Source organism: Virgibacillus halotolerans (assembly GCF_016908515.1).
Taxonomy (GTDB): Bacteria; Bacillota; Bacilli; order Bacillales; family Amphibacillaceae; genus Virgibacillus_M; species Virgibacillus_M halotolerans.
The window spans coordinates 230,686-254,668 of record NZ_JAFBEA010000005.1; the positions used below are offsets into that span (position 1 = coordinate 230,686).

Here is a 23,983-nt window from a genome sequence, read left to right on the forward strand (position 1 = left end):
TCTTCTCCAAATAATACTACTAATCTACTGATTTAATATCTTGTATTCTAAAAAATTGACCTGTTCAGATAACTCTTGTATTGATTTTATTAAAGGTGCGATTAATTCCTCATACCCTAAAGAGTGGACGTCCTGACCGCCACCTATTTTATGGTCTTGATACCCCGCGAAGTCGATACCTATATCATCTATTACTTGTTTAACCTCTTGCGCTATTAACCCTTGATGTTTACGTGTTCCAGCGCGGCTTCCGTCATTTTTTAGATTTACGGGGTTGCCGTCCTTATCGTAGTCAATATAAGCCTCTCGAAAGTTAGTTCGATATTGTACGGGTCTTAATTTATTAATGAAATTCAAACCTAGTTGGGTGTCCTCTATGTCAAGTTTATCCCTCCTATCACTTCTAACTTGCAGAGGATTAAATGCCGTAGGTGTCGCGGAACTGTTACCTAGTTGAATTTGGTTACTCGCTGTTACAGATGAATTCTGGCCAACTCCGGTGATATTTGAAAGACCATCCATAGAAGAATTATTTAGAGCGTTGTAGCCTAGCGCCGTTATACTAGTCGCGCTCTTAAGCGACTTTGCGGAGTTATAACCAACTGCAACGTTATTAGATCCACCTGAATTATCTTGGAGGGACTGCTGTCCGATAGCGACATTAAAATTACCTTGTCCATAACGCATAGCGCTCGCTCCTACGGCCACATTGGAAGTTACCGCTCCACTTGTGTTACCCATAGAAAATCTACCAATCGCTACGTTATCCGATAACTTCTTGCTTGTATCAGTCATATCGAAACCGCTTAAGGCCTGGTATCCCATCACAACATTAAAAGAACTGTGGACGACTTTTTGCATAGCGTTATAACCTACAGAAGTGTCGCCTTGATTGTCAGCGTTATTCTCATTCGCCCTATTGCCAATCACAACAGAATCTTCTGACTTAACACCATTATATAAGGCCCCTTCGCCTATTGCAACGGTGTTAATTCCATTGAAAGCCTTCTCTAACGCATTATAACCGACAGCCGTACAGTATGTTGGGGTAATCGTCCACCCCATCGCGTTTCTTCCTAATGCCGTGTTACCCTTGGCGTCTGCGCGATTAACCGCCTTAAAATTAGGGTCCTCAATTGTACCTGCGTACGACCTCCACTCTGGCCATACATCATCTAAATCGTCAGTCGGGCGCCATTCGCTAAAGTAGGAATGAGTATCCGTGACATTGTCATCACCCATCGTCAGCCCTGCGTTGCTTCCTATAATAGTATTTCGCTCGAGCATTGCGGAGTCCCTTCCAGCATCAGTACCTAGCACTACATTTTGGTAACTCCAATACGCTCTCTGCATTGCGTTGTGTCCGATAGCGATATTCTTTACTGTGCGATCTTGGGCGTCTTTTAGCGCGTTATTTCCGACAGCAACATTACCGTAATTCCTATCGTCTAATCTCTTCCCTGCGTTTATCCCTAAGTCCGTATTATTTAACCTTATATAATCCTGCCACATACTATTAACTTCTAGGGCTTTATCATCTAAAGTCATTCTATACCCTTCCACTATTAACGTAGCCCCATCCCCGTATGACTTCTGACTTGGAGAAACGTCTAAAATGTAGACCCCAGGAGGGAAATACAAAACTCTTCCTATTGAATCCGCACTCAATACAGCATCAGTGTCATTAACCTCTCCATCACCTACTGCGCCATGCGATTTTACGTTGGTTGTTAAATCTTCCAACTTACTTGTAACGTCCTTAAAATTAGTGTCTATTTTCTCATTCAAACGATCATCAATTTCATTAACTGGGCCTGTATTGATTTCCTGTATCTCTAGCCAGCCCTTTCCATTGAACCTATATACTTTTCCTGTATCACGTACCATTCGAACTTCCCCCTCAAGGGATTCGTCAGGTAATTCGTCCAACGAGTTGACAGGCTCTTTCCATTCTAGCTTTGCCCCGTCTACTATCTCACTATAAACTCTTTCTGTAATTAGACCGGCTATATCATCTACTCCTCGGAATAGATACTCAAAGTTGTTATTTATGTCATTTCTTGTTACTCTGTCCCACAATGAGTCAACGATAAATCGTTCCAAATAATCTCCCCTTTCTCAGAAGTAATAAAACCTAAAATCAAAATCTATATTAATACCAGCCGCCCCTAAAATTGTAAATTCGTTCCATCCGGGGCTTATTTGTAATACTCCTCGATTGGTTTTGCGGGGATCGATAACTAAGTTATTAATTGTTACATTCGCGCCATTTATTGAAATTATTTGATCATCTTTAATCCCTTCGTTTATACGAATACTTGTTCCGTTTGTCTTGTTCTTCAATTCGATATAACCGGTAGACTCCTCGGTATTTTTAATTGTAATCTTCATTTCCTGCATGAACGGGTGTATTCCGACATTACCGGCATTGAATACGGGAAAATCTGTCCCACTAAACGTGTAATCCAGCGTTTTGTCATCGGACTGTAAACCTATCCCGAATCCCCATAACTCCGATTCTGACGATATGCCATCGCGTTGAATATCCTGCGTAGTCCCGACGCTCTCCGCATAAGGTAAATCCACCGTCTCAAACGCCAACTCTCCGAATCCATATCGGAATTGTTGCTCGATATTAAATTCGCCAGCTATCCGCACCTTATACCTCTTGCCGCTAATCAGTCGGTTATCGCCCGTCTGATATTCCGCGCGCCTAATCTCGCGTATATAAAACGGCTCTTGCGATATAACTAACGCAAACAACTCGTCCCTTAACAGCGGATAATCCGCCATGTCGTTCGCTTCCATATAAAAAGGAACGGTGATCGGACGCTGACCGAAATCAGCGCCATAATCTACCGTTCCTGCTCGTCCTTCCACCGTCCCATATAAGCCCGTTACCGGAATACTGCCGACAATAAAGTCGCGCACCGTTACGTCATATTCGGACAGTCGGAAGGAGTCTCCGTTCATTTTCGTTATTTGTACGTCCATTAGACGTTATTCCTCCTCTCGGACGGCGCTTCGTTAGAAGTACCGTCGTACCGTCGAGTCTATCGCGTTCTTTCCGTTAACGTGCGGAGTTACCGCCTCACCGACGCGCTGTCCGTCCATCTCGACGATCATCTGCTTCTGCTTGCGCAGTTCGTCGCGAATTTCCGACAGTACCGCAGAGTCGTTATTGTCTCCGCGATCTAGTTCGTGACGCACAGACGCGTTAAATCCGCCCGCTGACATCGCACCTTGTGGCGTAACATATCCGACATCTATTTGCGGAGGATCAATCATCGCTGCTTCCGCGAGTTTGCGTGATGAATCCGCGACTCTCTTCGACATGCCTGCGATACCTAACGCCAATCCTTCGCCAGTATACTCACCCAACTTCATAAATACGCGTGATGGCGAGAATATTTTCAGGAATTTCGTAACGCCTGTTACTGCGCTGGATGCTGCTGATTTAGCCGCCGATGCTACGTCCTTCGCCTTACTATTTATTCCTTCTTTAAGTCCGTTAATAAGGTCTCCACCTGCGGTAACCATGTCGCTGATTTTTTCTTTAATTCCTTCGACTAACTTACCGACAATTTTTCCGCCGACAAGAAGAAGTTCCCCGAATTTCTCGATGATACCGTTTATAAAATTAGCTACGGACTCCCGCGCTGATGAGATCATGTTATTGCGTTTCTCCGTAATACCCGCGACCATCTTAACAATTATCTCTCCGCCAGATTTCGTAACGTCGCCTAGTTTATCTGTTATTCCTGAGAGGAATGACTTAACCGAATCCCATCCAGCGCTAATTACGTCTCCGGATACTTCTAATATTCCGGAAACAAGCTTTCCGAGAATGTCTACACCGGCATCGAATAATTCTCCGCCCATGCCAACAATTGCATCAGCTAACTCGATGATTAAGTTTATTCCGGCTTTCCATAATTGCGGGGATATCTCAATAATTCCTTCTATCAACGCCATTAAGATTTTACCCCCAGCCGCTATTATCTTCGGGAGTGCATCTATAATCGCCCCGACCAGCGCCACTATAATTTGTAATACCGCATCAAGAAGTGTCGGGATTACCTGGATTAAACCGTCAATCAACGCCAATAGTATCTGGATTCCTGCGTCAATCAGCGCCGGAAGTGCGTCTACTAGAACGCCTAACAAAGCGACAACAATTTGAATAGCAGCGTCGATTAACACCGGTAGTACAGAAACTATTCCTTCGATTAACGCCATGAGAATCTGGATTCCCGCGTCAATAAGGACCGGAAGATTATCGACAATTATCTCAATGATAGATGTTACAAGTAAAATGATCGCGTCTATAATCGCAGGAAGTGCCTCGACAATTCCGTCAACTAATGAAGTCACTATCGTTATTCCTGCGTCAATTATCGTCGGTAGCAAGTCGACTATCGTCTCTATGATCGTTGAGATCAGCGTTATCGCCAAATCTATAATCATCGGCAGTAATTCGATCATTGCGTCAATTAACGTAGTGATAATCATAATCCCAGCCTCTATAAGCATAGGAAGAGCTGCGACTAGCGTATCGAATAATGTGGTAACAATCGTTAACGCCGTATCTATAATTAACGGAATTAATTTAATAATTGTCTCGACTATTGTAGTTAGCAATAATACCGCAATCTCGATAATCATAGGTAACGCATCAACGAGCGCGCCTACCAGCGTAGTGACTATCGATATCCCGACTTCTATGATCATAGGAAGCAGCGTTGATAGCGTATCTATCCACGTTGTTAGTAGTAATATCGCTGTATCAATGACCATCGGTAATGCGCTAGTGACCGCCTCAATCAACGTCGTCACAATCGACATGCCTAACTCGATAACTTTCGGAAGATTACTCGTAATAGTTTCGACGTATTTTTCGATAATTCCGACCGCCGATTCTATTACTTTAGGTAGCGCCGTAGATATACCTTCGACGAACGACTCGACCGCTTCTGTTCCCGTTTCAATAATCCCGGGAAGCTTTTCCGTTAACGATTCTATAAAGTCCGTCATAGCTTGCGTACCTGTCTCGACTAACCCCGGAAGTGCGTCCGCCATGCCCTCGATAAGGCTTACGATTATTTCCGCTCCCGTAGTTATTGCAGACGTAAGCATGTCCGCTAGATTTGTTATAAAGGCGGACGCCATGTCGCCCATATTCGATATAGCTTCGCTGAACTCTAACTCGCCTTTGAATACCTTAATCATATCCGTAATAATATTCGTCTTGGTCGTTAGGAATATAAGTACGCTAATTAGTACGCCGACCCAACCGCTAAGTCCGGCAATTATCATCGCAACCGACGCAACTGGCCCCGCCAACCACTTAAACGCCTCGCCCAACGTAAATCCTTTGTCGGCTAATCCGTCGAAGAATCCTACGACAGTATCGCCAATTCCCGCTAGTTTTTCCATAGTTGTCGTGAATAACTCGATGGCTTTCGTCTTTAACGCCGAAGCTAATTCCGTCGCTTTAATCGCCATCTTACCAAGCCATTCCGCAGCCGATTCGATTGCTGACGTCGCTAGAGAACCGACGAATTCCGCCATACTTACATAAGCGTCCCATATAGACGACGCTAATTCGGTGAAAAACGTGGCTAGCGATTTTATTACAGAAACATACGCTTTAACGTAGCCCACCGCTATTGCCCCGACGAATTTACCGACTGCTACCGCTGCTTTTCCGATAAACACCGCGACAGTCGAAAACACCGTCCATAGTACTTTCATTACCGCTATATACCCGTTAACATAGCTGACGACGAGATACTTGATAAACTCGCCGATTGCTTTTGTTGCCGGACCTATTGCGTTCCATAACGCCACAAATGCCGCCGCTAATGCTTTTCCGATAAATACTGCGAAGTCCTTGACGGCTACTGCCGCTACAGTTACTCCCGTTGCTATTCCGGAAAATACCGCCTTGACCGCCTTGTTGAACCAGTCAAATTCGTTATATGCGAATACGACCGCCGTGACTAACGCAAGCACCGCTAACGCTACTGCCGATATTATTCCGAGTGTCGCCGCCAATGCTCCGGCTGTTACTCCGAGGGCTGCCGCTATTGCCGAGAACCCTGCGACTACTGCCGGTATAATAGCGACTAGCATGAGTAGAGGTCCAAGGAATAGCAATAGTACCGCTATTACCGCTGTAGTAATCGCCATATACGACTTAGTAGCGTCTGATAACGAGTTAAACCATCCGACTACTTTCGTCAGAACCTTAGTTATCGCCAATATTGCCGGCATTAACGCACGTCCGATCGAGATAGCTGCGCCTTCTATCGCTGACTTAAGTAGGATTAAGGCTCCGTATAAGTTATCGAGTTGCTTCGCAGCTATCTCCGCGGCAGTACCTCCGCTATTTTCTAGTTCCTTCGTAAACTCGCGCATGGTATCCGGTCCGGCTTCCATTAGCGCAATAAATGACGCCGCTGCCCTCGAGCCCACTAGCGTCTTGATTGCCGCTATCTTCTGCGCGTTACCCATACCTTCCGTACCTTTCGTAACCTCCTCGACTATATCCGCAAGGGACTTCATATTACCGTCGGCATCCGTTACCTCGATTCCGAGTTGCTTCATTAAATCCGCTGCTTTCGGAACAGGTCCGGCGAATCGTTCGATCATCGACCGTAACGAGGTTCCCGCCATGGACGCTTGAATGCCCGCATTCTTTCTCCTTATAAACCGCCGTTTAAACGGTTACTCACCTTTCAGTGAGGATGGGACTATATCTTCACCTTCGACATCCCTCGTTAAGGTGTTGTGCGCTCGTGCGCGTTTCTGCTTAGATTAGCCTTAGCTTACTCCGCATAGTCTCTACACCTTCCGGTCGTTTCCTTCCGGCTTGGCACGGTATTAACTTACTAATGGGTGGGATTCTAAATAAACTCTTTAATCTGATCCTTATTGTTAAATCTATTACCATACGTTTTATGAAACTCCTTGTGGCAGTCAACGCAAAATGTTATTCCATTACCAAGTTCCGTCCTTAACTCAGGATGTGAATGAAAATTAAATATATGATGTGCCTCAATCCGCGACCCGACCTTGTTACATTTACGACAAGTGTATCCGTCTCGTTCATACACACTACTTCTCCACGCCCGATACTCAGGGTAATCTCTATTTTCGCGTCTTTCTTCATCTGTTAGTGTCGGGTTGTGGATATGGCTCATGTAACATTCAGATGAGCAGAATTGGTTTTCGTTTCTTTTCACCTGATTAGTTTCTCTTATAAAGGTGGTTCCACAATAAAAGCAAGTCACATCTTTACTAGAATATCTGTGGTGATCCTTTCCCTTAGACTTACTATTGAACTCATTCCAACAGGATCTATTACAGAAGTTACCTACTTTAGACCCCTTTATTTCATGTTCCTTGCGTCTAAAAACATCTCCGCAATTTCGGCACTCTAAGTCTATTAATTTAGCACCTCTGCTGCCTCTCACGGAACAAGACCGGGAACAGTAGATAGATTTATGGCGTGTTCTGAATGTATTACCGCAATACTCGCAGTCCTTGCTTACCTTCATAGTTTCCATTCGACAATCCCTAGAACAATACATTTGTGTCTTTACTTTGCTTTCGTATCTGTCCCCACAGTATACGCAATCCTTTTTCCCCATTAATTTAGCCTCCACCGTTTTCACACAATAGTTTATGCTGCCAATTTCTCAACAGCCGGGCAATGCGATTGCTTACCCAATAGTCCGGACGCCGCCGCCATTTCTTCGAGAGAATACCCCGCAGCCGCCGCTTGTGGAGCAACGTATTTCATCGTATCTCCGATCATATCTAGCGTGGTATTCGAACTCGTGAACGCCTTCGTCAGTACGTCGGCGACTCGTCCGGTGTCTTCCGCTTGCAGTCCGAAACCTTGAAGAATGTTTGACGCGATGTCGGCGGTGGTTCCGAGGTCCAGTTGACCTGCCGCTGCCATATCGAGAAGGCCCGGCATCGCTTTTATAATTTCATTGGATTTATATCCTGCCATTGCTAAGAATGCCATCAAATTGTTATCGTAACGGCTTTTTATCCGCTACCTCCGGGGATTTCTCCGCATGATTGTACGTCTATTCGTACACGGTTCGGCATACATTTTCGCTCCACCCGCAGAAGGCTTCATTACGTCGGACACTCTTGGGCGGGTTATTGCTTCCTTAACGCTCACCGCCTATGCTCTACGATACTGCGTGGTGTCGCAGTTATCTCGGTATTAACGTAATATCTATTAAGATACTCCAGCCTCCACCGATATTGCCCGATTTAAAGACGGCAGGATTCTACCGTCTGCTGCCTCTGTCATGATCTTATAAGTAGGTTCTTTATCCTACTACTCCGCATTTCCACGGAGGATGGGACTATATCATAACCCTCCTATTAGGGAAGGGTTGTGGGCGCTCGTGTCGCTTCATAACCTACGCCACAAGGCGCTAAGGTCGTGTGCGTTAGTCTCTACACCTTACGTCGATTTCTCGTCCGTCTTGGCTCGGGATTACCACCGCCACTAAGCGCTGAGGCTTCCCCGAATTCACCCACTGTTTTTGGCTGCGAGTTACCCCGCAACTGGCCAATTTATTTTAGCCGAATAAACTGTCGTCTCGCCGAGATGCTTCGCAGTATCCGTCAGTTGCTTAAATTCCTTATCCGTCGCACCACTTAGCGCCCCAACTCGCGACATCTCTCTATCGAAGTTAGCCGCTGTCTTTACTGCCGCACCAAGTCCGACTGACAGTCCGACACCTGCGGCAGTAACTACTTTCCCGACTTTCCCGATAGCGTTAAACCCCTTCTGCGCGTCCTGCGTAAATCCTTTTAGCTGACTTCCCGCTTGCGAAAGGGATTGCGATAGACCGGATATATCCCCGCCTATCTTGATTAATATATCGTTCATATATGGCTTACCTCCTTTCTACGTAATTTCGAACTGAGATAACCACTCTTGCGTATGTTCCGTTTGCTCGACCATACTTTCCGTTTTCTTTCTCGCCAATTCTTCGTCAACTGGACGCTTAAATAGGTCCGTAATCTTAGGTCGCTTCGCACGACTCGCCTTCTCTTGCATCATGGCGGTATCGGCGGCGAATTGGTAACGGTCGTACGTACTTTCCGTCTCCGCCTTCATTATTAGACCGAACTCTTTCGGTGTCATCCGCATAATGTCGCCGGGCTGTATACGTAAGTAACGCCAACCGTCGAAAACAGCCTGATCTACGAAACTTAATTCGCTAGTTTCTTCAACGCTTCCGCTGCTTCCGGACTCTCCGCTAGAAGTTTCTCCGTCAGCTTCCTGTAGAAAAAACTGTCCGTAACTACCTCGTTCGAAATACGCATCATATCCGACGCATCAAGTTTCTCGTCGTCGAACGCCTTTTCGATCGCTTTCTCCACTTTCTTATACGTGAATTTTTCGTCAGTATGGAACAATCCCGCGTGTACTACGTGGGGGAAGAACTCCAAGTCCGCCATGAGCGCTTTTCCAATTACCTCCATTTGACCGCCTTGAAGCTGTCCATTAAGATATTTAACGCTCGGAAACGTCAACTTTAAATCGTACTCTTTACCGTCAATTTCGAATGTAGCCATAATATAATCTCCGCCTTTTTATAAGATAATTAGAAAAGCGCCCATGTAGGACGCCTTGATTTCCGTTATTTATTATTATTACGTTATTCTTGCGTTGGCCAAGGAACTTCGATAGTAGCGTCATCGGACATTTCAAAAACGATATTATCTCCGTCAGAAGTAGCGCCAACTACGCTAACGCCGTTCGAACCGCTTGCGCCGGTTTCACCCGTCGGACCCTGATCTCCGTCAGAACCGGGTTCCCCTTTAGGACCTTGCGAACCTGCAACGTCAATAAGATCATGAAAGTCGCTCTCCGTCGGGACTGCTCCCGTTACAAACGTTTGTTTTAGTTCTTCTTTTGTCGCCAAATATAACCCTCCTATTAGTCTACTTTAAAGGTGTCTCCGATAGATGCCTCGCCAATGCTTTGCCCTTCGGATTCATCTCCGCCATCCGACGGGTCTTCGATGTCACTTTCCGGAGCTCCTTCTGGTACTTCCGTCAATGTTTCTTCGGAACGCTTACCGTTTAATGATCCGTCTAATGTGTACGTCGCATACTCGCCATTACTGAATGTACGCTCGAAGTTAGTAATCATATATAGACCGGACTTAGCTTCCAATGTACGCGTATTAATTTCGTAAATTTTAACGAACTTCTTATCGTCCATTGCCTCGTCAATATAATCGACAGTCTCGTCACCTTCGGTAATAATACCCTCCAAGCTGACTGACTGCGTTACCTTACCATAATCCGATCCCGTTTTATCCTTCGTGTCTAACTCGATCTCGTCCGCTGATTTCGTACTTGATCCACCTGTCTGGTTAAAAAAGCGTAATACGTTATCGCTTCCACCCTTCGGAATTGACACCGCGAAAATAATTTCGTCTCCTCTGTACTCTACTGCCATTAATAAAACCTCCTTGTTATTTGTTCGACTTCAATGTCGAAGTAAACCCGGTGCTTTCCGGATTCGTCGTTAACCGTGTCGTCCATAATCGGGACAATACTTACCGGTCTAACGTAAAAAGACCCTACGACTGGCGCAGGTGTCTCCGTTGTATCTAGTAGATCGAATTTATCGAATAAAAATATCCGATTTAATTCGCTCTGTATTCGTGTCTTTTCGCTTTCTGTCCGCGCCCTTAGTCCGACTTGATGCCGGTATGTCGTCTCGACAGCCTCGCGTCCTTTCGATATAAACGCGTTATTATTCTGCATCTGCTCGATGGTTACCACCGGCAATGTTCCCGGAAGTTTTACGCCTTGATATATCCACACGACAGAATGCCCCGCAGACTGCAAGTGCGCCATAATAGACGACGTTATTTCGTGCTGCATCTAATCACCGCCCCGTCTTCTTAATACGGGCTACTAGCGCGTTCTTATACGGATCACGATTATTCCACACGGATTCCCGGAAGAACGCCTTTTTCGTGGAGTGTTCGTACTCTTGTCGTCGAGCATACGGAAGATTCGATCCATACGACCACTCGGCGTCTCCGTGCTTTTTGACGCTTGCCGTAATCGAGTTACGTAACGCTCCCGTATCCACAGGCGCCTTTTGAGCGCTTTCGTTCGCCATCTTCTTAGCGTATGTTCCCGTTATTTCGTCTACGTCTTTTCGGAGCGTCCGGTCGCTCAACTTCTTAAGCGCTGCGTCTATCCCCGTGACTTTTACGTTTAAATAAGCTATATCGTCCGCCTCCCTAAAAACTCGACGCGGTTTCGTTCGCCGATACCTTTCTTGGATTGCGCTAAGACCGTATATTCTCGTTCGTCGTACGTTATGTTCTTTACGTCACCAAAAATGTCGTATTCGTCATCAGCGAAGTCCACCCGCATAAAATACGGGATACTTACGATATCCTCGATGCTGATACTAAACTGAATATCGCCTTCTTCGACTTCTATTCCGTTAATGATAAGTCGGTTAGCTCCCTTATTGATCGCTGTTATCTCGGTAACAACGCTCTTGACTACTTTGTCATCCGTAGTAGGTTCAAGAGGTTCGCCAGTCCACGGGTCTTTTTCTCCGTCTATTTCCCAATAAATCGTAATATCGTGCCGACGATTTTTGACGACTTCCTTACGTGTTTGTTTCATAAATTCGATATCTTCGTTTGTAAGCATTAACCTCCGCCTCCTTTACAGATAACGCTCGTCAAGAACGTATGAGATGTAGCTTGTACAATTCGGATGTGGCGACAATATTTCGTCATCTGACGGCTTAAATATCCCCGCTCCCTGTCCGTACCAATCCTCGTTAACCAACTCGTAACATTTATGCCGAAAGTGGTCTCGATGACCGCACGTACCATCGTGAAACTGTACCCACTTGACACTACCGCTCTGCGACGCGTTATAGGCCGTCCCTTTACGGTAAGCCGTGTTTCCTTCGGTAACCGCTAGTCTACGAATCTTCCACGTCTCGTTATCGTGGACTTTTCGTATCTTCGGAATCATCTGCGAAACACTTTCCCCGCGAATAATGGAGGATCGAACAACTTGCGTTAACTCGTCCCTCATTCCGCCGGATAAGTCCCACACGCGATCGGATAGCTGTAGTAAGTCGGAACCTCTACGATTCTTTACGCTAGTGGCGATTCGTTCATTCGTCCGCATAATGAAGCCGGCCGTCCACGCAACACCAAGCGCTGTTACGATCTTGGCTGTCGTCCATTCCGCTGTATCCTCGATAATCTTATCGAAAGATTCCGAACTGTCTTCGCGTATAATCCGCTCGATTCCGTCCATATCCCGCATAACCCTGCTAATTCGCCTACGATCGATAATCCCGTCATTGTCCGCATAATCCGCTAGTAAGTACGACATCTCGCCCTTTACTCGTCCAATGTTCCGGATTGCATCCGCCTGTTGTTTTTTATTTAATGTGGCATAATCCTTCGTCATCTTCGCAAGCATACGGTCAAGTTCCGTCTGACTACGCATTAATCTCGATCCAATCTACGCATGACCTTGAAGTACGAGACGATATCCTTCTTCTCTTCGCGCTCGTAGTCCCTACGTAATTCTCTCGCTAGTTTGCGGTAGCTGTCCGCTAACATTGACTTGTCGACCGATTCTTCTCCGTCCGTATATTTAAAATAATGTGCGACTGATATAGCGATCGTCCAAGCCCCTTCGGATTGTGCGTACAGCATAACGAGGGTTACCTTTCTATCCGGGATGTCATCCGATGATGACGGCGACACTCCGTGGGCGATTAGTGATTCGTCAATTAGATCAGTAGCGTCATCCTCCGTAAATCCGGGGACACCTTTAAAACGTCTATATAGGCGCTTTTCTAAATCCGCCTTAGTTACTCGTACACCTTCGTCCGCCATCGTTGGCATCCCTCCTTATGATTTAGTCGTAGGCTCCTTAGCCTTCGCGGGTTTCTTCTTAGCTGGCGCTTTAGGCGCTGACTCCTTATTAGCCGGCTTGGGTTTAGGTAATATTCGTACGTACCCAATACCCTCCAAATATTCCGCGCTTTTCCCTTCTACGCTTATAGTCGATCCGGGAGCGTGTCCATCGACGATCGCTCCGGTTACTTCGACTTTAATTTTCGCCATTTAATCGTCTCCTTACGGTGTAAATACGTCAGCATGTAGTAGTAGGCTAGGCGTAGTAATTACCGGGAATCCTGCTGCGTGTGCCTCTACAACAGATCGAATCGGTTGGCGAAGGTCTTCCGCAAGTAGAACAATACCTGGCTTCATATTATTTTCCAAAGTAGGGCCATAGTAGAATTTACCAACTTCCTTAGAGACGAATACGACACGGTTTACTGGGAACAACTCTTGTCGAACAGTTTCTCCTGTGTGGTCGTCAACGAACACGTTAAATCTCTCAGTGATTACTTTGATTGCTGGCAGTCCGTACGCCCCTAGCACTGAGGATAACTCATCCGCATTTACCCTGGTAGCGTTTTCTGGGCGGCCTGACTCAGCTACGATTACGGCATTTTTTAATAATAACGCTTGCGTTTCACGCGTCATTAGAATTAAATCCGCTTGCTTACCATTAGATTCGATATACTTTTCATTCCACTCTAGCAAGTCACCAATGACATCATGATCCGCTTCCGCCCAATCATTACCAGATGTTAGCGCAATTTTATGGTCTTCTGGAACCTTGTAGTCCACGTTGATTTTGACCTTGTTGCGGTCATAACTAAACGTACCTTGCGCGATTGCTTGTAACTTAGATACACTCGCTAACTTTTTAACGTTCTCCACTAGCTTAGAGTTCTTCATTACTAATCGATCCACTATTGCTCTAGTTTCATCGTTTGTTTTAGCCTGGTGAAGAGCCATCAATTCCTCGTAAGTCATAATGTATTTGTGACCCATTTTCGCTACCTCTCCAACACCTTTTGCAACTTCATCGCGATCCATTACCGGTGGTTCTGACCCATACCCTACAAATCCTGCGATCGACGGATTCGCCTTAAAGATGTCATAAGTAAAGTTAGGGGAGAAAATTTGTTCATCTTGTAAATACTCATCTGCAAATGAAGGGATGACGTTCTCTACCGTTGCGTCTACCAATCCTTTCAATACAGGTTGTTGAAACTCTTCTAATTGCGTAATACCGTTAGCCATATTAAATTCCTCCTAATAGTTTGTGTTTTTATTATTTGTGTGATACATAACGAATCATCGGTGTAAGTGCTTTGAACTCATTTGATACTTCGTCGGCTAATTTAGCTTCATAAACACTACCTCTAACAATAACGGAACCTGCGATTAAATCGTTTTTACCGTCATTTGTAAAACCGTATTCTAGTACGCTGAACTCGTCGAATCCTTCTAAGCCCGTGGTTCCTTCTTCTTCGTCACCAGTAATGTCAGCCACAGGTTCAAACTTGCCTGTACTCGTATTACGTGCAATTAACTTCCCTGCCCCGATATCTCCCGTAGGGAACGCAGTAGCATCCAAAGTAGCTCCCGCTTCTAAATATTGTAAATGGTCTGACGCTAAAATCCCTTTTCCTCCGCTGAAATCAGTTACCTCGAATTTCGGTGTGTAAAATGGCATTAAAATTCCTCCTAGTTTTATTTTTTCTTATTAAATACTCTTTCGTACAACTCTCTCCCGTAACTTGACGGGTCGGCTGACTCCGCTTTATCCCTCGCACCATTTCCGGCACTAGGATCGACGTATGTCGGCTTTGGAGCAATAACCGCCTTCAAATCTTCGATAGACTTCGCAATATCTTCGTCAGTTTCTCCGACAACCGTATTACGGAGTAATCCGATCTGTTCCGCTGTATATCCCGCCTGTGTCAATAACGTATCTTTCTTCGCGTTAAGCACGTCTGCTTTCTGCGCTTCTAAATCGGCCTTATATTGCTCCGCCAGTTTCTTGTAGTCCTGCGCTTCCTCCAAACGTTTCCGCTCGTCCTCCGCCTGTTGCTTCTCGATATTGTCTAACCGTTCTTTTAGCGCATTTGCTTCGTCGACTTTCGCCTTAAAACGGTCATACGGTATCTTTTGTTCCGGAGTAGTCTCGGCTGGTTGTTCGGTAGTTTCCGTCTCCGCAGACGCTTGTTCGCCGTTAACTGGATCCGTAACTGGTAATTGCGTTTGTTGTTCGTTTGTTTCCTCTGGCATAAATATCGTCTCCTCTCGCTTAACGCCCGACGGCGAAGTTTTGTTCCGGATAGTTTAGCGACTTTTCGGTCGAGGTATTACGCTTCTGGTTCGTTGATTAACGCTAATAATGCGTCAACCTGTTCCTGCGTGAATTGTGGTTCCGCGTCTTTACCGGGCGGTCCGGTATCTCCTTTAGGACCATCCGGACCTCTTGCGCCATCTTGTCCGTCATTTCCCGGATCACCTTTCGGACCAACCGGACCTGGTTCGCCAGGATCTCCCTTCTCTCCGGGGATTCCTCCGGTTTTGTTACTGTACATCGGTTCTGCCATCGTCATCACCTCCGATCGCTTCTTCTCTGTATGGATCGCTGTCTGATCGTTGTCGACTGCGTTCGCTTTCGATTTCCTGTACCTTCGCTTGTACGTTCTCTACGCCTAGACGCTCGATTGCGCCTTTCGTTGATTCGAAACCTGCCGCAGATTCTAGGTCGAGTAGTTCGACTAGTTCCTTACGGTTATCCGGTAACGGTAATACGAAACGCATCTCATTCGTATATTCGTCGCCAATTTCTCGGATGACTGGCTTATCATACGCAAACTTGTCCGAATCTGTACGCGCCTGTAAGTATCGGATTGACTTCTCGTGTAACTCCGATAAATTATATCCCCACGACAACCAATGCTCTTCGGTGTCCGTGATAATATCGTGAAACAGTATCTGTAACGCCTCACCGTTAAGTCCTCCGAAGTTAAGTTCTTGCGGAACTATTTGCGGTAATCCGCTAATCTCGTGCATTGCCGCCTTAACTCGCGCATACTGATCCTTAAATGCTTCGCGCCAACGGAATCCACTTTCGACTTTCTTAATATCCGGAGTCTGTCCGTCGGTATGACCGCGTGCCTCTACGACTGCGCCCGGAGATACTTCCATTTGTTCCGCTGTTCCGACTGTCGCGTTTAATACCGCAGTCATTGGGAACATTTCGAATTTAAGCGAATCAATTGCGTCCTCATTAAGCTGGTTAAGTCGATCATTCTGCTCGCGTAGGTCGCTGATCTCGGATTCCCCTAGTGATTCCGCCAATAGTTCGTCCACAGGGAACGTTTGAACAGGAAGGAAATCTAGTCCCATCGGCGATAGCTTGACGACTGTTTTAAGAAGCTTCAAATCGGATTCGCGTAGTATCGTTTCCTCGAGCCATGCCTGACCGTCAATTAAACGAAATGACTGTAGCTGTATCGCGTCTACCTCGTTACCTTTAACTTCCCACTTGCGCGCCTTAACGAAATGCGCTCCGATTAAATCCTCGAAGTCATCATCGGAATAAACCGGAATAAATTCGCTATCCGGTCGGAATATCCACCGCAACTTACCCGTCTGCTGATTGAATACGATCTTACATACGACCCTATCCGCAATAAGACGATCCCGCGCAGCTTGCGTCAATCTTGCGCGCATCTTATTTTCGTCCCATAGCTTGTACAGAAGTTGTTCGTAATCCTCCGCTCGGCGGTTCTCCTTGCGTTGTGCATCGCTTGGCGTATATCCTTCCGCTATCACATCGGCGATATCGTCAATCTGCTTACGTGGAACGCTGATTCCGTGTGTCCCGCCCATCTGCCACCGTGCCTTACGGTCAACGATCGCCTTAAAATAGTTCGTGGCGTAACGCGTAGGCTTATAGTCGAATCCCGGTGGGCGCTCGAGTTCCTTCGCCTTGACGAGTTGTCCCGTGCGAGGATCGATGTGCTGTTTTCCGGAATAATAATCGTAATTGGATAGCTGCTTCTGAATACGTTCGAATGTTTCGACTCCCAACGCCTGTTGAAACGGTGAAAATAAAATATCGTTCATATCGTCGGGCGACAATAAATTATAATCGCCTATAATTCCTCGGTATCTTTTCGCCATCTGTCCGCCTCCTTTCCTGGTATCTTTCGTATTACCATCGATTCATGTCGCACTACCATCGATTCATACGCTTAACTGTCCGAACTACCGCGTCACTTTCCGCCGAAGCATCTACCGACATTGTTAACGAGTCCGGCAAATCGTCGTGACCGCCCTGTCCGTACCTCTCGAATTGTTCGAGTAGTAGCGAATGCTTTCTGCTGAATTGGATCGTCTTGTTTTCGACCGAAGGAAGCATCGCCTCGATTCGCAACTCTTTCCTTGTCCGCTGGAATATCTTCTTTAGTCGTGTGTATGACGGATAACCGGCGTTTGCTAGTTCGACCTTTAACATATCCGCAAAGAATTCCTGTGCCGCCTGCGCCTCAACCGCTACTACATCCGGCTCCCAATGAAGCGTCATCTCGACTATCTTCTCGATAAATGCGTCAGGCTTAACTCTCTCGCCGTACGAATCCACAACGTAAACTATTCCGCTTTCCTTATTACGAGCGACAACGGATATAGCCGAGTAGTCTCCGCGTTCTTTCTTACCCATCGCAAAGTCAACGCCCATCGATATCGTGTGTTCCGCGTGATTGAATGTCTTGTCCGGATGAAGGTCGTCCCAATACGTAAATGTTTCCGGATTAAATATCATCGACTCTTCATCGACCGGATTGTTCATGTACTCCGTGTTAAACGCCTTACTTCCGTTATCCCATTTCCATTTCATCAGCTTATACAACGGCTGTACGTCGTTCCATAAGACGCGCGATCCCGCCAGTAATTCCGCCTCATGATCCTTATAGAATGCGTCAGCATCCGCTTTCCTGTCCGGATTATCACGATCAACGTAAATAAGCCGACATTGTTCCCACAAGTCAGCGTTAGTTGGTTCGTCAATAATGGCGCGATAAATCCGCGTCTCAAAGTCCGACCGGTGATACAATACCTGTATAAGTAACGCGTCAAAGTGTACCGTCGTTCCCATATAGACAATCGCAGTACGTTCGCCTTTAGGGTCGCCTAACGGAACAACCGTCTGACTGAACCAATTACGTAAGTTAGCGCGCTGTTCTGGCGTAGAAGCGTTACCGCCTGGTCTAGCGTCCTCCAAATCGTCACATACGATTAAATCCGGTCGCGATCCGTTCCAGTTACGTCCACGCAATGCCTGTCCAGTAGATGCCGCCTCGACTAATGCAACTTGGCGCTTTCTATCTCCGTCTTGATACCACGCGATAAATGACTCCGAGTTATCCTGTGCGTTCGCCTGATCCTTTGGCGATAACAGGGCGCCGAAGTCATTCCGTAGCTTATCGTTATACTTCATCTGATTACGTACCCATTCCATGTTACCCTTCGAAACTGTCGGAGTCTCTGAGATAATCATTACGTACTTACGGAGGCGATATACGATCTGATGAATCGGGAATGCCTTCGATAGATACGAACTCTTCGCATGGGACCTGGGAGCAGCTACCGCTACCTGCGCGTTTACTTTCTCCGAGGATACTTCCGACATAATCTCGTTAATTTCCTTATGGAATTCCGGAGACTCCGATTTATCTGCGACATCAAATCCGTCCCAGTTACCGTCGTTTCCCGGGTTACCTGCTTCGCTAAAATATTCGATCGCAAACTGTAAAGTATCCATCTCACAACGTTCAATCCGCCGTAGACGTTCGAGTTCTTCCGCCTTCTCGATGTAATCAGATGCAACGTCCGGGTCACTTAATAGATCGTTCATGTCCGGATACTTTTCGTCGAGCATATCGATATACTGTACATATACATCGATTAGTTCCCGCCGTTCGGCGCCGGAAATCCATTTACCGTTAACAAATGCGATAGTTATCGTCTCCCTTCTCGTGTACCTTCGATTGTATTGCGTTACTATTACGTTGACATACGTCTAATCATCGTTTTAAGGCGTGTTACAGCGTGACTGTGCGTTCTTTGGTGTATTCGCCTACGACATCGACAAAAAGACGCTCAATGGCGTCTGTGTGCGTTTATGTATTACGTTGTTTGCGGGGTGCGTCCGAATAGGGTGCGTCGGGTGGCGAAGGTGTACGTAAAAAGACGAAGTGAAAATTTGATATCCGCGGTTAAGGTGTGCCTGGCGACGGCGCCACGGAATAAACCGCCCCGCCCCTCTTTGTTTCTCCGCCCGCTTTCCGGAATTCTCGGATTTCCTGTTTCGCCGGTTTCCCTATTCCGCATGTATATCGTATTCATCGTTATACATTATAGCTTCCGATAATCTTTAATATGTTAACTGCCGAATATTCCGTCAATGGTCGTAACCCTTACGCATCAACGGTTGGTCAGCCTCCACTGTTGTCGCCAACTACTTCCGCTGTTATGCATCGACATACATACGCTATACTGTACGCCATACACTACAGTTACGTTAAGTAACCGAACACTTCCGCTGCATAAAATCGTGCATAACTGACGCCTTGCGTTACATAATTACGGTGCTACATCGCTGCAGTCTGTCGCCACCAGCCCGACAGTACGGCGCACAGGAACCGGTAGTACGTCAAAGCATTCCGACCCTCACGCGCCAGAGCCTCGTGCCTGGTGTACGGAGCCTATCCGTCACTACATACGCTACCCTACCGGCATCCCTATACGCCACCACACGGCAGTACCTCGCCTGCATTCCGTCCCTATACTACGCTACCTGTATTACCCTACGATACCATATACGTCACTACAGCGCCAGTGTGTACGTCACTATATTCGGTACAGCGCTAGATACCACGCTATCAGGTACGTCACATATACGCCACTACAACGCTGTATACGCCTCTCTATACAGTACGCTATATGTACGTTACCCTATCCGGCACTACGTCGCTGTACGGCGCTATAAACAACGCCTGTAGTACGTCACCTGTAGCCGACTGTAAACCGTACTTAATCCGGTTCCTTCTATATAATGTCCGCCAACTAGTCCGGCTTTACATTACTACCATTTTCTAACCTACTGCGGAACTTCTCGATCTCCGCCTTCATTGCGTCAGTATCTTCCGCCTTGGATGCCGTTTCTATCTCGTGCTTCTCCGTCAACATTCCGTGTGCCTGTAGCAATGTACGAAATAAGGCCGCATTTCCATCGTTTATAATATGATTCGGAATCGACTCCATAATCTCCGGCATAGTGTCGAGAGTATTACGTACAATCTCGTCCTTTAGCGCCTTATTAAAGTCGTCCCTCTTACGCCAATCTACGAGTGCCTGACGGCTTACTCCGACCTTATCAGCGACTTGTTGGTACGTTAGTCCTCCACGTTTAGGTAACGCCAGTATCGTCACAGCAGCGATCTGCTTCTCGTTTAACTTCGCCATGTTATCGCCCCTCCCCTCCGTTGCTGTTCCGTATTATTTCCTATATCCATAATATGCGAGTACTCCTCGTACGTATACGGATAATATTGCGTACTTTATACGCCTATATGTGCGTCCTGGTAATCGTCTTAACATCGGAACACCTCCGCTTGTTATAACGCCAATAACCGCCTGACCTGCGAACGTTGGGCGCCACAAGTAGACGGTCTTGACCTTTCTCTTTTCTTTAAGATCTGACGCACTTGACCTATCGCACTATATCTCTTATCTATTGGCGATAATCTTTTAGCGTAAGCGATCTATCTTTTGAAATCACTCTCCCGAGTTAACCGTACTTTGGTTAATCTCGGTATTACTTGACCTTGTTCTCTCTTTCGCTATTACTTCTATATACTTACTTATCGATATACTTAACTATCTATATACTTAATACGGACTGAATCCGCATTTGCGAAGGGCTGAATCCGCCATTGCAAAGGGCTGAATCCGCATTCGACCTCGCTAGCCCGCGCCACTACGCCATTTGTCCGATAGCTTATATTCCTGCAACGGCTTGCCTCCGTACCTGTTCGGGACATCACGCGTCTCAATAAATCCGTACTTTACGAGCCGATCTATGCACGAATTAAGTCCGTCCTTGCCGATGGATAGCTCCGCCATCATGCGAGTCTTTGTCGTATATGCGTAACCCTTCTTGCCGTTATCCGCACCTTTTCCGGCATCGTCCGAATACTGGATGTACATTACGATGTAGATAAACACCGCAAAGTCTCCGTACCCTAGATCGTTGTCCTTATCGAAAAATACTCGCTTTATTCCGTTATCAATCGGAGTATGATTCGTTAATTTACCGCCCTTTTCGATCATATACTATTCCTCCGTTCACTAAGTTACTTCCCGTTAACTATTCGCCTGTATGCGACCTTTACCGACGTCCAATCGTCCCTCAGCGCGTGCCTGCGCCTTCCTAGCGTCATATTCGTCCAATAGGCTACGTAATCCGTCATCACGCTCAAACACCCACATACGGTTGCCTGTGCGGCTGTGCGTAGTGGCGTATTTGTAGCGGAGCCCGTTCGCCTTTAAGAAATGCATTAATGTCGTAGAGTAGCAGAAAAACTCGTTCACATAATCGACCTCCGTTAAATTATAAGTAGTTTATAGCTTGCGTAACGCAGCCAAATCCGTTCCCTCACGACTCTCACCTGATAACTCAATCGCCGTCCAGTCGTCAATATTACTGTCTATTCCGGTTATCTCGAGGAACATGCGAGGACATATCGTTCTAGGTCGGTCGTCAGCCGAAAATGCAACGCCCAGTTTAACGGGTTCACGTATCATATCGAAAAACTCGAGTACGTCCTCATTTTCCAGAATAAACGTCATTTTCGCCTTACCATCGTCGTAGATGAAGTCCAAGTTATTCGGAAATCTTACGCCATTTAACGTTGGTTTTGCTGCTATTCGATTACTCATCGTCTTCACCTCTACCGACATCTAACTCGCCATTAATCTCGGACATAACCTCGTTTATTTCTCTAGCGCAGTTAATTCCGCACTCCTTCAGTGTCCGCAACTCCCGTAAATAATTAAGCAGTAAACTCGATCTTTCCCCGTTAAATTCATTCGTCTGTTCGTTCATCTTCGATCATCCTCCTCGTATTGTGTGCGTGCCGTTTATATTTAACGTCCGAGTCACGCCTTTCGGGCGGTTTTAACGCAAAAATAAAGACGCCTGCCACGGTATAGGAGCGTTTTATTGCTCGATGTGACAAGCGCCTATTTACGGAGGCAGGTCGGCGTATCCTGTATCTCTTGTAACCGATCAACGGCTGTACTACGCACCCGCGCAAAAGACTTACGTTGACACGGCGTGTCGGGAACCTTTCCGCCCTCCCCGTTGTTGCTACACCTTTACGGCATCATGGTCGGCGATGGTACACAGTTTCCGGAACATTATACGCCTTACCGGCAAGGCTATCGGAGCCGACCGTCCGATATTATATCCGCGAGCCTTTCAGTCGATCACTTCGCTGAGTTTGCCCGCGAATATCGCAGGTATTATCCCGAGAATATGTGAATCGTTCACGTTTTCCGAAAGGGTAACCGTCTAAATAACGGTAATATCGGTAAATTAGTGTAGATTAATCCTTACGTTATAATTTCGTTTGACAAACGCCGAATATTTATATACAATAAGACAAACGGATATAAGGAGGATGTATTTATGGATTTGTTCTCATTGACTAAGGAAAGCTCCCTGGTAACTCAAGCAGAAGATGTCATCAAGGAGATGTTCCCGAAGTTATTAAAGCTAATAAGTTATGATATAAAAACCGGTTTACCTTATGCCTTTTTGAAGCAACACGATACAGAAACCCACAACGTCGCAGGTGCGTATGACCATAAAACAAATACCTTGTATATAAGCGCTAAGGCGACAGTTAACGACTGCATCCACGAAATAGGGCACTGCATTCATTACCAAGTATTAGGTTGCAAGGAGTTCCCTTTGCCCCTAGATGGCAAGACGGAATATGCCCACGTTAACTTTAAAGAAGATTTTGCGGAGGCATTTACGGATTTATGCTCAAAGGGGAATGTAATAACTGATAGGGATCGGGAGATGTTCGATATACTAAACAGTGTAACAAAGGTATAGATGCGTTATTTTTATACAACATCTATACCAATCCTCATACTACCGCAAACTCCGCTGATTCTGGCGCACCTTTCGCATGTAATCCCGTGTCCTTGGCGCATGATCTACGTCATTAGCGTCGTAACTCTCCGACCACACAAACGGAGCCTCCGTACCTTTCCGTCTATCTTGCTGACTTGCGCTCATAACCGGATACTCCACGATCGTCATTTTATCCGGATGGCTCCACCGTAGGTATTCGTCCATACATAAGTCCGCAAGGTTGTGAAGCAACCCCGTATCTTTAAACGGAATCGGCACGGTTCCCGGCGAACGTCCCTCCGCCATCGCTTGCGCCACCGCCTCGTCATATTCCTCCGCGTGAGCCAACGCATACCTGTCCGTAGCCTGACGAATCTCGTCCATCCGTTGCGGTAACGGAAGCGCTCCGGCTTTGGTGGCGGTGCGTATGCGCTCGTAGTCCACTTGTAGTCGCTCTTTGTACGTTAATGTCATTTCGCCATCTCCTCGTCTAGTAACTGCCATCTATCGTAAACCGCGTCAATCCTACGCTCCCCATTCGCCAATACCTCGGAAAGCGTATTCTGCCGCACACCAAGTCGCCCAGCCGCCTCTGCCTGCGTCAATCCTTCGCCGTATATGAGCGTTAGAGCCTCCGTCTGACGACGTGTCAGCCTGGCGATACTTACGGCTCTATCGAAGTCTAGTAACACGTCACATGCTCCGTAATCACCGGCATATCGTCGGGAGGATATTTCGTAGTATTGGCGGAGGATGCTTCGGGCTTGTGAGCGTGGTTGTTTTGTACTTGTATTTGCGCCTGTATTTTCTCCCATATAATCGCCGCCTTTCGTGATAACTTCGC

General features: G+C 46.5%; 25 protein-coding genes and 2 pseudogenes. 1 reads left to right on the forward strand and 26 read right to left on the reverse strand.

What is annotated here, in order from left to right:
* Positions 1–24: 24 nt before the first annotated feature.
* The 24 genes and pseudogenes from JOC34_RS13645 to JOC34_RS13755 all read right to left on the reverse strand — a co-directional run bounded on the left by JOC34_RS13645 (position 25) and on the right by JOC34_RS13755 (position 22,098).
* Entirely contained in the window at positions 25–2,103 is a 2,079-nt protein-coding gene (locus JOC34_RS13645; protein WP_205137327.1) for a tail fiber domain-containing protein, read from the reverse strand.
* Between the two features lie 15 nt (positions 2,104–2,118).
* Complete coding sequence (locus JOC34_RS13650) at positions 2,119–2,994, reverse strand: phage tail domain-containing protein (RefSeq protein ID WP_205137328.1); 876 nt, start codon at positions 2,992–2,994, stop codon at positions 2,119–2,121.
* Between the two features lie 33 nt (positions 2,995–3,027).
* The gene (locus tag JOC34_RS13655; RefSeq protein WP_239544380.1) at positions 3,028–5,850 is read right to left on the reverse strand and encodes a phage tail protein; all 2,823 of its coding nucleotides are present in this window, start codon (positions 5,848–5,850) and stop codon (positions 3,028–3,030) included.
* 318 nt (positions 5,851–6,168) lie between these two features.
* Positions 6,169–6,711: pseudogene (locus JOC34_RS22255) on the reverse strand (phage tail tape measure protein); the annotation flags it as partial.
* A gap of 1,021 nt (positions 6,712–7,732) precedes the next feature.
* A pseudogene (locus JOC34_RS13660) lies at positions 7,733–8,038 on the reverse strand (phage tail tape measure protein); the annotation flags it as partial.
* A gap of 546 nt (positions 8,039–8,584) precedes the next feature.
* Positions 8,585–8,923, reverse strand: coding sequence for a phage tail tape measure protein (locus tag JOC34_RS13665; RefSeq protein ID WP_205137331.1), 339 nt, complete (start codon positions 8,921–8,923; stop codon positions 8,585–8,587).
* A gap of 326 nt (positions 8,924–9,249) precedes the next feature.
* Positions 9,250–9,615: a tail assembly chaperone gene (locus tag JOC34_RS13670; RefSeq protein ID WP_205137332.1), complete on the reverse strand. Its 366-nt coding sequence runs from the start codon at positions 9,613–9,615 to the stop codon at positions 9,250–9,252.
* Positions 9,616–9,698: 83 nt separating this feature from the next.
* Positions 9,699–9,965, reverse strand: coding sequence for a collagen-like triple helix repeat-containing protein (locus JOC34_RS13675; protein WP_205137333.1), 267 nt, complete (start codon positions 9,963–9,965; stop codon positions 9,699–9,701).
* A gap of 14 nt (positions 9,966–9,979) precedes the next feature.
* Positions 9,980–10,507 (reverse strand): phage major tail protein, TP901-1 family, encoded by a 528-nt coding sequence (locus JOC34_RS13680; protein ID WP_205137334.1) that lies wholly within the window; start codon positions 10,505–10,507, stop codon positions 9,980–9,982.
* Positions 10,507–10,938 carry a hypothetical protein gene (locus tag JOC34_RS13685; protein ID WP_205137335.1) on the reverse strand — a complete coding sequence of 144 codons (432 nt, stop codon included), beginning with the start codon at positions 10,936–10,938 and terminating at the stop codon, positions 10,507–10,509. The genes JOC34_RS13680 and JOC34_RS13685 overlap by 1 nt, the downstream gene beginning before the upstream one ends.
* A 4-nt stretch (positions 10,939–10,942) precedes the next feature.
* Positions 10,943–11,368, reverse strand: coding sequence for an HK97 gp10 family phage protein (locus JOC34_RS22260; protein ID WP_420856150.1), 426 nt, complete (start codon positions 11,366–11,368; stop codon positions 10,943–10,945).
* Positions 11,290–11,730, reverse strand: a complete 441-nt coding sequence (locus JOC34_RS13695; RefSeq protein WP_205137337.1) for a hypothetical protein — start codon at positions 11,728–11,730, stop codon at positions 11,290–11,292. Before JOC34_RS13695 ends, JOC34_RS22260 begins: the two co-directional genes overlap by 79 nt.
* Before the next feature lie 15 nt (positions 11,731–11,745).
* Positions 11,746–12,549: a structural protein gene (locus JOC34_RS13700; RefSeq protein ID WP_205137338.1), complete on the reverse strand. Its 804-nt coding sequence runs from the start codon at positions 12,547–12,549 to the stop codon at positions 11,746–11,748.
* Complete coding sequence (locus JOC34_RS13705) at positions 12,549–12,953, reverse strand: hypothetical protein (protein ID WP_205137339.1); 405 nt, start codon at positions 12,951–12,953, stop codon at positions 12,549–12,551. Before JOC34_RS13705 ends, JOC34_RS13700 begins: the two co-directional genes overlap by 1 nt.
* Positions 12,954–13,187: 234 nt before the next feature.
* Positions 13,188–14,207: a major capsid protein gene (locus JOC34_RS13710; protein ID WP_205137340.1), complete on the reverse strand. Its 1,020-nt coding sequence runs from the start codon at positions 14,205–14,207 to the stop codon at positions 13,188–13,190.
* Positions 14,208–14,238: 31 nt separating this feature from the next.
* The gene (locus JOC34_RS13715; protein WP_205137341.1) at positions 14,239–14,643 is read right to left on the reverse strand and encodes a hypothetical protein; all 405 of its coding nucleotides are present in this window, start codon (positions 14,641–14,643) and stop codon (positions 14,239–14,241) included.
* 17 nt (positions 14,644–14,660) lie between these two features.
* A complete protein-coding gene (locus JOC34_RS13720; RefSeq protein WP_205137342.1) occupies positions 14,661–15,218 on the reverse strand; it encodes a hypothetical protein in 558 nt (185 codons plus the stop codon).
* A 77-nt stretch (positions 15,219–15,295) separates the two neighbouring features.
* Positions 15,296–15,532: a collagen-like protein gene (locus tag JOC34_RS13725; protein ID WP_239544382.1), complete on the reverse strand. Its 237-nt coding sequence runs from the start codon at positions 15,530–15,532 to the stop codon at positions 15,296–15,298.
* Complete coding sequence (locus tag JOC34_RS13730) at positions 15,510–17,114, reverse strand: phage portal protein (RefSeq protein ID WP_205137344.1); 1,605 nt, start codon at positions 17,112–17,114, stop codon at positions 15,510–15,512. The genes JOC34_RS13725 and JOC34_RS13730 overlap by 23 nt, the downstream gene beginning before the upstream one ends.
* Positions 17,115–17,166: 52 nt before the next feature.
* Positions 17,167–18,846 carry a phage terminase large subunit gene (gene terL / locus JOC34_RS13735; protein WP_239544383.1) on the reverse strand — a complete coding sequence of 560 codons (1,680 nt, stop codon included), beginning with the start codon at positions 18,844–18,846 and terminating at the stop codon, positions 17,167–17,169.
* Positions 18,847–20,057: 1,211 nt separating this feature from the next.
* Entirely contained in the window at positions 20,058–20,456 is a 399-nt protein-coding gene (locus JOC34_RS13740) for a phBC6A51 family helix-turn-helix protein (protein WP_205137345.1), read from the reverse strand.
* Between the two features lie 501 nt (positions 20,457–20,957).
* Positions 20,958–21,323, reverse strand: a complete 366-nt coding sequence (locus JOC34_RS13745) for a hypothetical protein (RefSeq protein WP_205137346.1) — start codon at positions 21,321–21,323, stop codon at positions 20,958–20,960.
* 291 nt (positions 21,324–21,614) lie between these two features.
* Positions 21,615–21,932, reverse strand: coding sequence for a hypothetical protein (locus tag JOC34_RS13750; RefSeq protein WP_205137347.1), 318 nt, complete (start codon positions 21,930–21,932; stop codon positions 21,615–21,617).
* A complete protein-coding gene (locus JOC34_RS13755) occupies positions 21,925–22,098 on the reverse strand; it encodes a hypothetical protein (RefSeq protein ID WP_205137348.1) in 174 nt (57 codons plus the stop codon). The genes JOC34_RS13750 and JOC34_RS13755 overlap by 8 nt, the downstream gene beginning before the upstream one ends.
* Positions 22,099–22,683: 585 nt before the next feature.
* Between JOC34_RS13755 and JOC34_RS13760 the strand changes: the two genes are divergently transcribed.
* Positions 22,684–23,118 (forward strand): hypothetical protein, encoded by a 435-nt coding sequence (locus tag JOC34_RS13760; RefSeq protein ID WP_205137349.1) that lies wholly within the window; start codon positions 22,684–22,686, stop codon positions 23,116–23,118.
* A gap of 39 nt (positions 23,119–23,157) precedes the next feature.
* On the opposite strand, the gene JOC34_RS13765 is transcribed toward JOC34_RS13760, so the two are convergent.
* Positions 23,158–23,613 (reverse strand): hypothetical protein, encoded by a 456-nt coding sequence (locus tag JOC34_RS13765; protein ID WP_205137350.1) that lies wholly within the window; start codon positions 23,611–23,613, stop codon positions 23,158–23,160.
* A complete protein-coding gene (locus tag JOC34_RS22265) occupies positions 23,610–23,954 on the reverse strand; it encodes a sigma factor-like helix-turn-helix DNA-binding protein (RefSeq protein ID WP_205137351.1) in 345 nt (114 codons plus the stop codon). Before JOC34_RS22265 ends, JOC34_RS13765 begins: the two co-directional genes overlap by 4 nt.
* Positions 23,955–23,983 lie beyond the last annotated feature (29 nt).

Bases quoted from the DNA above. Each gene is read 5' to 3' on its own strand.
- JOC34_RS13650 (WP_205137328.1), bottom strand. From the start codon at position 2,994: ATGGACGTACAAATAACGAAAATGAACGGAGACTCCTTCCGACTGTCC.
- JOC34_RS13665 (WP_205137331.1), bottom strand. From the start codon at position 8,923: ATGAACGATATATTAATCAAGATAGGCGGGGATATATCCGGTCTATCG.
- JOC34_RS13670 (WP_205137332.1), bottom strand. From the start codon at position 9,615: ATGGCTACATTCGAAATTGACGGTAAAGAGTACGATTTAAAGTTGACG.
- JOC34_RS13680 (WP_205137334.1), bottom strand. From the start codon at position 10,507: ATGGCAGTAGAGTACAGAGGAGACGAAATTATTTTCGCGGTGTCAATT.
- JOC34_RS13685 (WP_205137335.1), bottom strand. From the start codon at position 10,938: ATGCAGCACGAAATAACGTCGTCTATTATGGCGCACTTGCAGTCTGCG.
- JOC34_RS13695 (WP_205137337.1), bottom strand. From the start codon at position 11,730: ATGCTTACAAACGAAGATATCGAATTTATGAAACAAACACGTAAGGAA.
- JOC34_RS13700 (WP_205137338.1), bottom strand. From the start codon at position 12,549: ATGCGTAGTCAGACGGAACTTGACCGTATGCTTGCGAAGATGACGAAG.
- JOC34_RS13705 (WP_205137339.1), bottom strand. From the start codon at position 12,953: ATGCCAACGATGGCGGACGAAGGTGTACGAGTAACTAAGGCGGATTTA.
- JOC34_RS13710 (WP_205137340.1), bottom strand. From the start codon at position 14,207: ATGGCTAACGGTATTACGCAATTAGAAGAGTTTCAACAACCTGTATTG.
- JOC34_RS13715 (WP_205137341.1), bottom strand. From the start codon at position 14,643: ATGCCATTTTACACACCGAAATTCGAGGTAACTGATTTCAGCGGAGGA.
- JOC34_RS13720 (WP_205137342.1), bottom strand. From the start codon at position 15,218: ATGCCAGAGGAAACAAACGAACAACAAACGCAATTACCAGTTACGGAT.
- JOC34_RS13725 (WP_239544382.1), bottom strand. From the start codon at position 15,532: ATGGCAGAACCGATGTACAGTAACAAAACCGGAGGAATCCCCGGAGAG.
- JOC34_RS13730 (WP_205137344.1), bottom strand. From the start codon at position 17,114: ATGGCGAAAAGATACCGAGGAATTATAGGCGATTATAATTTATTGTCG.
- terL (WP_239544383.1), bottom strand. From the start codon at position 18,846: ATGAACGATCTATTAAGTGACCCGGACGTTGCATCTGATTACATCGAG.
- JOC34_RS13740 (WP_205137345.1), bottom strand. From the start codon at position 20,456: ATGGCGAAGTTAAACGAGAAGCAGATCGCTGCTGTGACGATACTGGCG.
- JOC34_RS13745 (WP_205137346.1), bottom strand. From the start codon at position 21,323: ATGATCGAAAAGGGCGGTAAATTAACGAATCATACTCCGATTGATAAC.
- JOC34_RS13750 (WP_205137347.1), bottom strand. From the start codon at position 21,932: ATGAGTAATCGAATAGCAGCAAAACCAACGTTAAATGGCGTAAGATTT.
- JOC34_RS13755 (WP_205137348.1), bottom strand. From the start codon at position 22,098: ATGAACGAACAGACGAATGAATTTAACGGGGAAAGATCGAGTTTACTG.
- JOC34_RS13760 (WP_205137349.1), top strand. From the start codon at position 22,684: ATGGATTTGTTCTCATTGACTAAGGAAAGCTCCCTGGTAACTCAAGCA.
- JOC34_RS13765 (WP_205137350.1), bottom strand. From the start codon at position 23,613: ATGACATTAACGTACAAAGAGCGACTACAAGTGGACTACGAGCGCATA.
- JOC34_RS22265 (WP_205137351.1), bottom strand. From the start codon at position 23,954: ATGGGAGAAAATACAGGCGCAAATACAAGTACAAAACAACCACGCTCA.